The 12530-nt window shown below is 69.5% G+C and carries 9 protein-coding genes, 1 tRNA gene and 1 pseudogene; 7 read left to right on the forward strand and 4 right to left on the reverse strand.

Features of this window, described 5'->3' with window-relative positions; all coding sequences use genetic code 11:
• Positions 1 to 33: 33 nt before the first annotated feature.
• From HGK34_RS15045 to HGK34_RS15055, 3 genes are all read left to right on the forward strand, one after another.
• Complete coding sequence (locus tag HGK34_RS15045) at positions 34 to 918, forward strand: TIGR03621 family F420-dependent LLM class oxidoreductase (RefSeq protein WP_201848832.1); 885 nt, start codon at positions 34 to 36, stop codon at positions 916 to 918.
• Between the two features lie 128 nt (positions 919 to 1046).
• Entirely contained in the window at positions 1047 to 2243 is a 1197-nt protein-coding gene (locus HGK34_RS15050; protein ID WP_201848834.1) for an NAD(P)/FAD-dependent oxidoreductase, read from the forward strand.
• Positions 2244 to 2290: 47 nt separating this feature from the next.
• The gene (locus HGK34_RS15055) at positions 2291 to 3091 is read left to right on the forward strand and encodes an isocitrate lyase/PEP mutase family protein (RefSeq protein ID WP_201848836.1); all 801 of its coding nucleotides are present in this window, start codon (positions 2291 to 2293) and stop codon (positions 3089 to 3091) included.
• Here the strand turns inward: HGK34_RS15055 and HGK34_RS15060 are convergent.
• Both HGK34_RS15060 and HGK34_RS15065 read right to left on the reverse strand, forming a co-directional pair.
• Complete coding sequence (locus tag HGK34_RS15060; protein WP_201848838.1) at positions 3066 to 3692, reverse strand: GNAT family N-acetyltransferase; 627 nt, start codon at positions 3690 to 3692, stop codon at positions 3066 to 3068. The two genes, HGK34_RS15055 and HGK34_RS15060, sit on opposite strands and share 26 nt — an antisense overlap.
• A gap of 40 nt (positions 3693 to 3732) precedes the next feature.
• Positions 3733 to 4869: an AI-2E family transporter gene (locus HGK34_RS15065; RefSeq protein ID WP_307815981.1), complete on the reverse strand. Its 1137-nt coding sequence runs from the start codon at positions 4867 to 4869 to the stop codon at positions 3733 to 3735.
• Between the two features lie 157 nt (positions 4870 to 5026).
• On the opposite strand from HGK34_RS15065, the gene HGK34_RS15070 reads away from it, so the two are divergent.
• Positions 5027 to 5115 (forward strand) — tRNA-Leu (locus tag HGK34_RS15070).
• 96 nt (positions 5116 to 5211) lie between these two features.
• Positions 5212 to 5337, forward strand: a pseudogene (locus HGK34_RS23775) (helix-turn-helix domain-containing protein); the annotation flags it as partial.
• A 98-nt stretch (positions 5338 to 5435) separates the two neighbouring features.
• On the opposite strand, the gene HGK34_RS23575 reads toward HGK34_RS23775, so the two are convergent.
• A complete protein-coding gene (locus HGK34_RS23575; RefSeq protein ID WP_201848840.1) occupies positions 5436 to 7082 on the reverse strand; it encodes a LuxR C-terminal-related transcriptional regulator in 1647 nt (548 codons plus the stop codon).
• A gap of 331 nt (positions 7083 to 7413) precedes the next feature.
• On the opposite strand from HGK34_RS23575, the gene HGK34_RS22815 reads away from it, so the two are divergent.
• A complete protein-coding gene (locus HGK34_RS22815; protein WP_307815982.1) occupies positions 7414 to 11391 on the forward strand; it encodes a CLIPPER-2 domain-containing protein in 3978 nt (1325 codons plus the stop codon).
• A 73-nt stretch (positions 11392 to 11464) separates the two neighbouring features.
• On the opposite strand, the gene HGK34_RS15090 is transcribed toward HGK34_RS22815, so the two are convergent.
• Positions 11465 to 11770: a hypothetical protein gene (locus HGK34_RS15090; protein ID WP_201848844.1), complete on the reverse strand. Its 306-nt coding sequence runs from the start codon at positions 11768 to 11770 to the stop codon at positions 11465 to 11467.
• A 40-nt stretch (positions 11771 to 11810) separates the two neighbouring features.
• On the opposite strand from HGK34_RS15090, the gene HGK34_RS15095 reads away from it, so the two are divergent.
• Positions 11811 to 12527 carry an FtsX-like permease family protein gene (locus HGK34_RS15095; protein ID WP_201848846.1) on the forward strand — a complete coding sequence of 239 codons (717 nt, stop codon included), beginning with the start codon at positions 11811 to 11813 and terminating at the stop codon, positions 12525 to 12527.
• Positions 12528 to 12530: the final 3 nt, after the last annotated feature.

The raw sequence follows: 12530 nt of genomic DNA on the forward strand, positions 1-12530 counted from the left end.
ACGACGCGCGACCCGACGAGTGAGGAGACCACCATGACCGCCATCCCGTTCCGCTTCGGCGTCGTCACCACCGCACCACCCCGCGCGACCGCCTGGACCGACCATGCCCGCGCCGTCGAGAGGCTCGGCTACGACACCCTCGTCATGCCCGACAACGTCAGCCGAGGACTGGCCGTCTTCCCCGCCCTCGCCGCCGCGGCCGCCGCCACCTCACGGCTCCGCCTGGGCACCTACGTCCTGGCCAACGACGTCCGCCATCCCGTCATGGTCGCCAAGGAGTCCCTGGCGCTCGCAGCCCTGTCCGACGGCCGGTTCGAGCTCGGCCTGGGCGCCGGACGCCCGGCGGCACAGGCCGACAACGCCATGCTGGGCCTCCCGTTCGACGACGGCGCCGTGCGCGTCTCCCGCCTCGCCGAGTCGATCGGACTGATCCGCCGGCTGCTCGACGGCGAGACCGTGACACACGACGGCGAGCACTACGCCGTCACCGGCGCGACGGTCACCGCCGACGGGGCGGCAGCGCGGCCCGTGCCGCTCATGATCGCGGCCGGAGCACCGCGGATGCTGCGGCTGGCCGGCGAGGTCGCGGACACCGTCGCACTGGCCGTGCCGCCCGACGCCGCCGGCGAGGACGCCGCCGCGAAGGTCGACCGGGTCCGGTCGGCCGCCGGCCGGCACGTCGAGGCGAACGTGAACCTCATGGCCGTCGGGGGACAGGTCCCCTGGTTCCTGCGCGGGCGCCTCGACGCCGAGGCGCTCGCCGCGGCAGGATCGCCTGCCGCCGTGTCCGGGTCGCCCCAGGAGATGGCGGACGAGCTGCGCGCCCGCCGCGAGCGGTGGGGCCTGTCGTACTACCTGGTCTCCGACGAGCTGATGGACACGTTCGCGCCGGTGGCGCGGGAGCTGGCGGGGGAGTGAGGCAGCATGCCGGGCGGCGGCGACCCGAGTGACCAAGGTCCCGCCCGACCGGGACCGATGCCCGGTGCGGCCCCGCCCCTCCCGGCGCACCATGGACTCACCACCATCGCGTCGAAGGAGTCGATGACATGCCTGCTCGCATCCTGGTTCTCGGCGGGAGCTTCGCCGGCCTGACGGCCGCGCTCTCGCTGACGTCGCGGCTCGGCGCCGACGCGGACGTCACCGTCGTGTCGGCCGCCGACCGCTTCGTGTTCAACCCGTCCCTGATCTGGCTGCCGTTCGGCCGCCGCGGGCGGACGGACATCAGCTTCCCCCTCGCCCCCACGTTCGAACGGCACGGTGTGCGGTTCGTGCACGCCGCCGCCACCTACGTCGACCCGGCCGAGCACCGGGTGGAGACGACGGAGGGCGTCTTCGACTACGACTACCTGGTGATCGCCACCGGCTACCGCAACGACCTCGACGTCGTCCCCGGGATGCACGAGACCGCCACGATCACCACGCTGGGCGCTGCGGAGCGCACCGCGAACGCGTGGCGGGAGTTCCTGGACGACCCGGGCGACGTGATCGTCGGCGCCACCCAGGGCGCGAGCTGCTTCGGCGCGGCCTACGAGTTCCTGTTCAACACCTCCTACCAGCTGCGGCGCGCCGGCCTGCACGACAAGGTGAAGCTCACCTACGTCACCGCCGAGCCGTACGCGGGCCACTTCGGGATCGACGGCATGCCGGGCGCCAAGCCCCTGATGCGCATGTTCGCCCGCAAGGAAGGCATCGCGGTCGAGACCGGCCAGGCGATGCGCGAGATCCGGCCCGAGTCCATCGAACTGGCCGACGGGCGCGAGCTGCCCTACAAGTTCGCCATGGTGATCCCACCGTTCCGCGGCCAGGACTTCCTCGCCAAGACGCCCGGCCTCGTCGACGCCGGCGGCTACGTCCCCGTACGGTCCACCTACCAGTCCCAGCACTGGGACGACGTCTACGCCGTCGGGATCGCCGCCGCCGTGCCCGTCCCGTGGACCACTGCCATCCCCACCGGCATCCCCAAGACCGGCTTCCCGACCGAGCAGCAGGCGCACGTCGCGGCGAAGAACATCGCCGCCCAGGTGCGCGGGACGGAACCCACCACCCGCAAGGAGTTCTCGCAGATCCCCGCCCTGTGCATCATGGACGCCGGCAACAACGGCGTGGCGATGTTCGCCGACCACATGCTCCCGCCGCGCAAGGCGGCCGTCATGATCCCCGGTCCGCAGAACCACCTGGCCAAGGTCGCCTTCGAGAAGTACTCGCTGGCCAAGATGCGGGCGGGCCGCGTGCGACTGCCCTGACCGGAACCCGCCGGAGCCGTCTGCCGGTCCGGTGCTAGCGTCCCAGGATGACAACGACATTCCGGGACCTGCACCGCCCCGGCGACCCGCTGCTGCTGGGCAACGCGTGGGACGCCGGCTCGGCCCGCATCCTCGCCGAACTGGGATACGCCGCGATCGCGACCACCAGCAGCGGGTTCGCCGCGACCCTCGGCCGCCGGGACGGCAGTGTCTCGCGCACCGAGGCCCTCGACCACGCCGCCGCGCTCGCGGCGGCGGTGGACATCCCCGTCAGCGCGGACCTCGAGAACGGCTTCGGCGACACGGCCGACGACGTCGCCCGTACCGCGGCGGGCGCCCGCGGCGCGGGCCTGGCCGGCTTCTCGATCGAGGACGCCACGGGACGCGACGACGAACCCGTCCACGACGCCGAGCTCGCCGCCGAACGCATCGCCGCCGCGGCAGAGGCGTCCGGCGACCTGGTCCTGACGGCCCGCTGCGAGAACTACCTGCACGGCAGGCCCGACCTGGCCGACACCATCGCGCGCCTCCAGGCCTACCAGGAGGCAGGCGCCGACGTGCTCTACGCTCCCGGGCTCGGCTCGCCGGACGACATCGCCACGCTCGTGCGTGCCGTGGACCGCCCGGTCAACGTGCTGCTGCGGCCCGGCGGACCCACGCCCGCCGAACTCGCGAAGGCCGGCGTGGCGCGGATCTCGGTGGGCGGGGCGTTCGCGTGGGCGGCATACGCCGGCCTCGTCCAGGCGGCCGGGGAGCTGCTGGCGGGCCAGACGGCCTTCCACGACCGGGCGGCGGCCGCGAAGGCCGTCATCGACCGGGCGCTCACACCCGCCCGGACCTCTGCCTGAGCGGGTCCGGGCCCGTCCACTCCTCGTTCGGCTCTCGCGGGTCCTGCGGCAGCAGCGTGCCCATCCAGGCGTCCCGCCGCCTGCCGCGCTGCAGCCCGTACCGGCGCAGCGTGCCCTCGACCCGGAACCCGAGGTTCCACGCGACCCGGCGCGAGCCCCAGTTGCCGACGTAGGCCAGCCAGGTGATCACCGCCAGGTCCAGGCCCTCGGGATCGAAACCCCAGTCCACGACGAGCCGGGCGGCCTCGGTCGCGAGTCCCTGACGGCGTGCGCCGGGGGCGGTCCAGAACCCGATCTCGGCCGCCCGCTCCTCGTCGGGAGCGCCGGCACGGCCTTCGAAGTGGAGCCCGACCATGCCGAGCAGCGGCCCGTCGGTGTCGCCGGGCTCCCGGACGGCCCAGGTGAACTCGCTGCCGCGAGCCCAGCCGTCCGGCACGAACCGTCTCACGAACAGTTCGGCGTCCGCGCGCGTGTACGGCGAGGGCACGACGGTCCAGTCCGAGATCGCCGGATCCTGGCAGGCGGCCCTGATCGCGTCGATGTCGTCCTCCGTGGGGACGGACAGGCGGACGGTCTCGTTGGCGAGGACGAAGGGTTCCACCCGCCTACCCTGCCATAGACAGGTGCACTGACCTGCACATTCATGTGTCCGTATCGATGTGGTCCGCCTCTGGTGGCGGCTGCCGCCCACCGACGCCGTCGCCCGCCGGCGGGTGGCGCAGCGCGGTGAAGACCGCCCACGCGACCGCGACGAGCGGCACCGCGACGACCGCGCCGAGCACCCCGCTGACGAGCGTTCCGGTGGTGATCGCCAGCGCCACCACGACCGGGTGCAGGGAGACCTCCCTGCCCATGATCAGTGGCTGCAGCACGTGGCCCTCGAGCTGGCCGATGCCCGCGATCCCGATGATGACGAACAGCGCGGTCAGGGGCCCCTCGGCGGCGAGGGCGACGACGGCCGCGATGATCATGGCGAGCGGGGCGCCCACGATCGGGATGAACGTACCGATGAACACGAGCACCGCGAGCGGCGCCGACAGCGGCACTCCGAGGATCGCCAGGAAGATCCCGGCGAGGGTGCCGTTGGTGAGGGCGATCAGGACGGTCCCGCGCGTGTAGCCGGAGAACGTCTGCCAGCCCGCCCCGGCGGCCTGGCGCCAGCTCTCGCGGTGCACCGCCGGGATCTGGGAGAGGAACCAGCGCCACATCGCCGTACCCGACGCCAGGAAGAAGACGGTGCAGAAGATCGCGAGCGCGAGCGTGGCGAGGGCCTCGACGACGGAGCCCGCTCCCTCGGCAGCGCGGGCGGCGAGCTCCTCGCTGTTCTGCCGGACCCAGCCGGACATGTCGCCGAGCCACTGGCTGCGCTGGGTGATCTCCACCTCGAACGGGCTGGGCAGGGACTCGATCAGGGCCACGAGCCGGTCGACGCCGCTGCTGAACTGGATCGCGAGTCTCTCCCACTGCCCGGCCACCGATGCGATCACGTAGGTGAGCAGGCCTCCGACGACGACCACGCCCGAGAGGATCGCGAGTGCGGTGGCCAGCGGGCGAGGCATGACGCGTCCGTACAACGCCGTGATCGGGTTGAGCACCGCGGTGAAGACCAGCGCGAGGAAGACCGCGACGAAGACGATCTGCACCTGCCACGTCAGCCAGAACACGGTCGCGACGGCAGCCAGGAGCACGATCATCCGCCACGACCAGCCCGCCCCGGTGCGCAGCCAGCTGGGGACCGGGTCGCCGGCGGCCGGATCGGCGGGAGTCTGCGACGTCACGACGACAGTCTGCCGCACGGGCCGGAGCCAGGCATCGGCGGATCGCCTCCGCCGGGGCGGTACAGGTCACACCCGTATCGATGCGAAGTTCGCGCCCGGTTCGTGCTATGTTTTTCCAGCACCGGAACGGAGCCACGAGGCCCGGGACGGACCACCTGTCCGGGTGGCGGAATTGGTAGACGCGCTAGCTTGAGGTGCTAGTGCCCGTATTAGGGCGTAGGGGTTCAAGTCCCCTCTCGGACACCACACCTGACCTGCATAAACGCAAGACTCAGAACCTCATGTCTGCACGCGGTGTCTGCACGGGCCCTGATCAATCGGTCAGGGTCCTTGTCGTGCACCCTGGGGCGACGGCGCGCGAGGTTGGCGATCTCACGTCTTGTCGTGGCAATCTGCCAGGGGGTGCGTGAGATCGCGCGCGCCCTGGGCCGTGAACCGGGGACGGTCTCTCGCGAGTTGCGGCGCAACACGCCGCAAGGACACGTCACCGGCGACGTCGTGCTGGGCGAACGTCCTGCTGAAGCTGCGGACGGTGCGGTCCCGGGGAGCCGGACACCTTCCTCGCGTCATCCGGCACGGTCGTGGGAAGCCAACCTGGCCGCGCGAAGAAGCCCGAGCGACTCGGCTTTCGCCAGCGCTTCCTTGCGGTGCGAGACTCGCAGCTTCTGATAGATCCTCCGGATCTGCGTGCGGACCGTAGTGACCGAGACGCCGAACTGTGCTGCCGTCTTCTTTGCGGTCTGGCCGGTACTCAAGGCCCGGAGCACTTCGTGCTCCCGAGGGGTGAGGTGCACCAGTGGATTCGATGGCGGTGCGTTGTACCGTGTGGTGACGGTTCTGCCGTGGAGCGGATTGACCACGCGTGCCAGCCGAGCGAGCTCCTCAAGCTCGACGTCGTGCAGAGCCAAGAACGGTGAGACGTGCGCTCGGCTTGCGCGCAGGCGCATCGCCGACAGGAACGCGAGTCTGGCTCGCTCAGGATGCCCAGTCCTCAGGTGGGTAGTGGCCTCGACGAGACGCAGGCCCATCTGATCGTTGAGGGGCAGTCCGTTGCACTGGATCCCTTTTGCGGCGACTCGCATCGCTTCGTGATGGTCTCCGGCCAGTAGATGGGCCCAGGCGGCGTAGAGGATCAGTGAGTCGATCTCGGCGTGCTGGTCCGAGAGATGCAGCACACGCGTACCAGCCCCAACCCGCAGGAGCAGTATTGCCTCGGCACGCAGAACAAGTTCTCCGGCCATGGTCGTCGGATCGGGGCTGAGAGCTCCGTGTCTCTGGCGGGCGGCATCGAGTGTACGAAGGCCCCGGTCTGGGTCGCCGAAGTGCGCGTCATAGCTTGCGTTGGCGAACGCAATGAATGGCCAGAGCTCCACGCTCTCCGTGGCGGGTCCGATCCGATGAAGGATGTGGGCCGCTGTGTCCGGATCGCCCTCGTCGATCGCGATGAGCGCGCGGGCCGTTGCTGCGCCTGTGCCGCACTGGTGCTCGATCCAGTCGGGAAGGGAACCCGAGTGTTCGAACGCCTCCAGCCAGTTGCGGGCCAGATCGAAATGACCACGCCATGCGCTGAGGAGCGCGAGGTTTGCCGCTGCGCTCGTCCCAGCGTAGTGAGCGTATGGTGGTTGGCCCGCCTCGGAGTGGGCGCGCGTGAACAGCCGCGTCGCCTCGTCGAGCGACCCTCCGAGCATTGCTGTCAGACCACGCTCGGCAGAGAGCCAACCGGGACGGGCCGCTGCCGTGGCGGGCTTCCAGGGCGGTACGGGCTGCGCCGCGCCGAGTGTGATGTGAGTGTCGCTCCACGCACCGATGCGCTCGGACCCGCTGTAGTCGCCGCGCATACGCGCCGAGATGACGGCGGCAGCGCCGGCCGCGAGAAGGTCGCCGGACCGGCTGAACGAGCCAAGGCGCATGCCGTAGCGCTGTCCGACCACGACGTAGAACTGCAGAGTCCGGCGTAGCCGGTGGTGGTCTCCCTCCGCGTAGCCCGCGCGAAGGTATGCGAAGAGGGCGGCATGCAACAGCCGGGGGCGGCTTTCGAACACCTTGGTGGGGATTTCCTCCACCCTCCGCAGCACCTCGGGACCGAACTTGCTTGCCAGGTCATACCAACGGGCGTCGAACAATGCCTCGATACCGTCGAGATCACCAGAAATCAGCTCTGAATGGACCAATGCGTCACTGAGTGAGTGCGGTTCATCGGATGAAATAGGCACTCTCGGATCATGCCTTTGCAACTTTGTGGATGCCGGAGCGGCACGGGTGAATTTTGTCCAAAACTGATGACAGAGTTGATGATTTTTGCCGTTTCATCGATTAGGGCTGGCTGGATCGCCGTTTCATGGGAAGCGCATTGGGCACGCGAGGGGCGCGTGCGAGGAGGAAAGGAAGCCCATGCGCAGTCCGTCAGAACGTCGCAAGACCGACCGTATGAGAAGGGGGCGTCAGTCCCTGCGAACGCAGCGGGCTGGGGATGGCCGTTCCCAGCTGCAGAACCGTCTGATCGGTGGTGCCGTGGCCGTCGTGACGGCCTGCGCAGGACTCTTCGTGGCAACGCCTGTCGCGTTCGCCGATGCCGTGTACGAGATCACGGGCGAGTGGGAGACCGGCACGCCGACCGTCGCGACGTCCGGCGACGTCGTCACTGGCGTGTGGCGCGTGAACGTCAACGACGATGCCCCCGCGCCGTCCAACGAACCGGTCGACAACGTGACCTTCAGCGTCACGCTGGAGAACGGGGTCTTCGCCGAGCTGCCGGACGTCTGCCTCGCGGCCGACGTCGACCCGGTCTCGGCGATCTCGGCGGACGGCGCGACGCTCACCTGCAACCTCGGTACCAAGGACCAGGGCACCGCCGCGGTGATCCAGACGCCGATCGAGGTGGACGGGCCCACCGGTAGCCAGCTCTCGGCATCGGGCACGATCGCCGGGCAGACGGTCGACCTGAGCCCGATCGACATCGTCAACGACTTCGGGATGGACATCCGGTGGGTCACCGGCGCCGCCTACGTTTCCAGCGGCGCGGACTACTTCGAGGTCACCTACGAGTGGACCCTGAGCAAGGCGAAGGCGAGTGACGCGGGACCGCAGACGGTCACCTACGAGCTCGACATCGCGTCGCCGCAGGGCGGCACGATCCAGATCGCGCCGCAGGGCTGTACGGCGTTCGACCTGGGAGTGGCGGCCGACGGTCACCCGTGGTCGGGCGGTGACCACCCGGCGGACCGGATGACGTCGTTCGTGGACGCCTGCACGGTCACGCAGACCGGCCCGACCACGTTCGAGATGACGCTGACCGGCATCGACTACGACCCAACCAACATCCCCACGCGCGACTCGGCAGGCAACCTGCTGCCCACCGACGAGGTGGCGCTGGCCTCCGGTTCGATCTACGTGCGCGTTCTCGACGTGCCCGGTGGCTCGGCGACCCTCACCTCGAACGCACCGACCTACACCTCGACAACCGGGCTGACCGCACAGGACGACCCCTCGAACAACAGCGAGACCAAGTCGTGGCAGCCGCTCGGCACGTACTCCTCTGGTTGGGGCCGCGGGTACACGGGAAGCGGCGGCACGACGTGGGACGACACCTACCGTGTCTCTGCGGGCACCGTCGTGGGGCAGTACCTCGACACGGGCTGGCAGCGCTGGTCCGACCGCGCGGACGAGCGTCTCGTCGGTATGTGTGCGCCCTTCGACACGCGGCACGTGACGCTGGAGTCGTTCGTCTGGGGCACTCCGCCTGGTGGCGTCGACGGCGCGCCATTCGAGTACTACACGGGTGCTAGCCCGAACCTGGACCCGGCGAGTGGCAGCTACGACCCGAACACGTTCGACTGCGGGCCTGACGACGGATGGAGCACTACCCCGCCGGCGAACCTCGCCGACGTCAAGGCCGTGCGCGTGGTGATGACCCAGGGACAGGCTGAGGCACACGCCGACGACCCGAGCATCACCCCGGTCGCCTTCGTCCGGATCCGGCCGGAGACCCCGCCGGGCACGGAGGTGTGGACCTTTTTCTCCGGGATCCTCGACGCCCCGGCCCCAGACTCGTGGACCGGTCCGGACTACGCCGGATGCATCACGAACACGCCCGGCTGGCGATACCCGTGCACGACGGGCTTCCGGGATGTGCTGCGCACGATCGACGCCGCACCGGCGATCGTGAAGTCGGCCGACCGCAGCGCCGTGACGCCGGGCGTTCCTGCGACGTTCACGCTGACCTACGCCGCGAACGGCGCCGGGCAGGTTCCGCCGACAGTCGACAACTACGAACTCGTGGACACGCTGCCGCTCGGTCTGACGTACGTGCCTGGTTCTTCGTCGCCCGAGCCGGCGGCCACGACTGACGGCGAAGGGCGTCAGGTGTTGAGCTGGAGTCTCGACGGGGTCGCCACGAACACCCAACACGTGCAGACCTATCAGGCGGTCGCGGATCCGAGCGTGACCCCGGGGGCGGTTCTCACCAATACCGCGTCGGCGTCATACGGCGGGCAAACCCGCTCGGCCACCGCGCAGGTGACTGTGTCGTCGTCCGGCTACACAACGATCGGGAAGTCTGCGGACACGCCGTACATCCCGAACCTCGCAGGCGACGGCGTGGGTGCCGGCTCGTGGACGGTGACGCTGCGGTCCTTCGACCCGCTGCCGCAGTCGTTCACGGACGCGATCGACATTCTGCCGTTCAACGGTGACGACCGCGGGACCGGTTTCACGGGCGACTACTCGCTGACCGGAGTGGACGCTGTCGCGGGTGCCACGGTCTACTACACGACAGCGGACCCGGCCTCGCTCAGCGACGACCCAGGCGACGAGTCGAACGGCGCCGCGGGCGACATCGCGGGGAACTCTGTCGGCTGGACCACGACCTACACCCCAGAGGCGACCGCTGTTCGTGTGATAGGGCCCGAGCTGGTGCCGGGCGCGACACAGGCCTTCACCGTCGGCATCGAGACTGACGGCGTCGAGGGCGGCGACATGCTCGTCAACCGTGCCCAGGCGCGCGACGGCCACACCGAGCTCGTGATGCGCACGTCGGCGCCGATCGAGGTCGCGAACTACTACTCGGCGTCGCTGAAGAAGTACGTACAGGACGCCGAGGGCGCGTGGCGCGACGCGAACACCGTGGAGGATTATCCGACCTACCGGCTGGGTGACACGGTTCCGTACCGGATCGTGGTGGAGAACACCGGTCAGGGTACCCTGACCGATCTCGTGATGACCGACGACCTGTTTCCTGACGGCTCGTTCACCGTGGCGGAGCTCGCCCCGGGTGAGCAGGAGACGTACGAGTTCGAGATCGTCCTGGAGGAGGGCAGCCCGGACACCGTGGTGAACACCGCGTGCGGTGCCGCGGACGTCCCCGAGGACTCCGACGTAGCGCCGACGATCAACTGCGACCCAGCAGGGCTGGAAGTGGATGGAGACCCCACCCACAGCAAGGAGCTGGTCTCGGCCACCCCGATCGGTGACGGTCAGTGGGAGGTCGTGTACGGGATCGACGTGAGCAACACCTCAACCATGTCGACGTCGTACACCCTGGACGACGAACTGCACTTCGCCGAGGCGGCAACCATCGTCTCGGCCGAGGTGACGTCCTCGCCGGACGGGGTGACACTGACCGAACCGGCCTGGGACGGTCAGAAGAACCTCACCGTCGCCTCCGCGGTGCCGCTCCTCGGTAACGAGGACAGCGCCTACGAGCCGCACCGGTACGAGCTGACTGTGATTGCCGACGTCCCGCTCCAGGTGCCCGGCGCGGGCATGGCGGGCGACCCGACCACGTGCGGCCCCGACGGTGACGATTCCGACACGGCGTTCAACAATACGTCCGCGATGACCGACTCGGCGGGCCAGGTCGAGGACGATCAGGCGTGTGCGCCGATACCGTCGATCGACGTCACCAAGTCCGTCGTCAGTGACCCTGTTGCCGGCAGGGGCGGGAGCTGGACGATCACGTACGAGGTCAAGGCCACGAACGACGGAGACGCCGCAGGCAAGTACACGCTCACCGACCGCCTGCGGTTCGGTGCGGGAATCGACGTGACGTCCGCGGAGGTGACGGCGACGCCCAAGGGCGTGACGGCTGCGGAGTCGTGGACAGGTCAGGGGATCGAGGGCGACGACACGAACGTGGTCGCCTCCGACGTGAACCTGCGTGCGGGAGCCACCCACACGTACCAGCTCACGGTCCAGGCCACCGTTGACGAAGACGCCGCCAACGAGTCCACGTTCACGTGCCCGCTGCCTGGTTCCGGTGAGCCGGGCGCGTTCGCGAACACGGCCGACATCGGTCACAACGACCTGACCGACAGCGCGGACGCGTGCGCCACACCCAAGGAACCCGGCGAGCCGAACGATCCTGGCAACCCCGGCGGTCCTGATAGCCCCGGTACACCGAGCGACCTGCCGCCGCTCGCGGCGACGGGCGTCAACGTCGGGTGGATCACCGGGGGAGCGGTGCTGCTGATCCTGCTCGGCGCCGCCGCGATGGTCATCTCGCGTCACCGCCGCACCATCGGCTGACGTCATGACACCGGAAGCCCTGCCCACGGGCAACCAGCTCGTGGGCAGGGCTTCCACCTCCGCACCACCCGCACTACGCCAGTGTCCACCGGCCCCGGTGGCAGGACATGCCGACCGCGCCGACCGCGACGGGGAAGGTCGTGTGGAACCGGCCCAGAATCAGGAGTGTTTCCGCCTCAGGTCCGGGGTCGTAGGGGTTGAAGTCGTAGCCGCGTTCTCGTCGGAACTGCGCACCCATCAGTTCCGCAGCCCGCTCGTGGTCCGCGGAGGTCACGGGGGCGAGCAACCCACCGGGATGAGCTTGGCCCAGCAGTGGCGCCACGGTCATCGTGAACAGGGAAGTGTCCACACGGTCGAGTTCTTCGGTGTCTTCGCGCAAGATTCGAGTCTGTTCGTCCTCGAGAGCATGGTCCGGCCAGATGATCGTCAACGAGTTCCCCACCGCGCCGAGCGACAGCTTTCTGCTCGCAAACGCCCGGTACGTGGCCCACGCGACCGGCAGCGACGCGGTCGGGTCGTTCCTGCTCGACACCGGCGGCCAGAACGTCCAAGGCGTCGCGCACCAGGTCCGTGACCAGGTCGGCACCACTGCGACGGTGACCGACATCGTCTCCAGCCGGATGATCGTCGGCTCCAGCCTGACGGCGGTCGACCTGACCGGCCTGACGCGTCCCGAGCTCACGTTCGCCCTGGCGCTGGCCGTCGGGGTCACCGGGCTCTCGCTCTGGCTCGGGCTCGCGGAACGCAAACGGAACTACGCCATCGCCGCGGCGCTCGGTGCCAAGGCGCGCGAGCTGGGCGGATTCGTCGTCGCCGAGGCGTCGGCCGTGGTTCTGACCGGTCTTGCGCTCGGCGGCGCCCTCGCGCTCTCGCTGTCGGTGATGCTGGTGAACGTGCTCCATGGGGTCTTCGACCCACCCCCTCAGCATCCGCTCGCACCGACGGGGTACCTCCTGCTGTTTCTCGCACTCACCCTGGTCTCGGCGGGGGTCGCCGCAGGCCTGACCCTCCGAGCCGTCCGCGCCCGGGATATCGAGCTGCTTCGATCGAGCCAGCCACGATCACCGGCTCGACCCGAACCGGCTCGGCTCGGGACGGCGGCCGCAGATGTACCGTTTCTTCGAGACGGATGGTGAGAC

Origin of the sequence: Myceligenerans indicum, assembly GCF_016742955.1 — a bacterium.
GTDB lineage: Bacteria > Actinomycetota > Actinomycetes > Actinomycetales > Cellulomonadaceae > Myceligenerans > Myceligenerans indicum.

Bases quoted from the DNA above. Each gene is read 5' to 3' on its own strand.
- HGK34_RS15045 (WP_201848832.1), top strand. From the start codon at position 34: ATGACCGCCATCCCGTTCCGCTTCGGCGTCGTCACCACCGCACCACCC.
- HGK34_RS15050 (WP_201848834.1), top strand. From the start codon at position 1,047: ATGCCTGCTCGCATCCTGGTTCTCGGCGGGAGCTTCGCCGGCCTGACG.
- HGK34_RS15055 (WP_201848836.1), top strand. From the start codon at position 2,291: ATGACAACGACATTCCGGGACCTGCACCGCCCCGGCGACCCGCTGCTG.
- HGK34_RS15095 (WP_201848846.1), top strand. From the start codon at position 11,811: ATGATCGTCAACGAGTTCCCCACCGCGCCGAGCGACAGCTTTCTGCTC.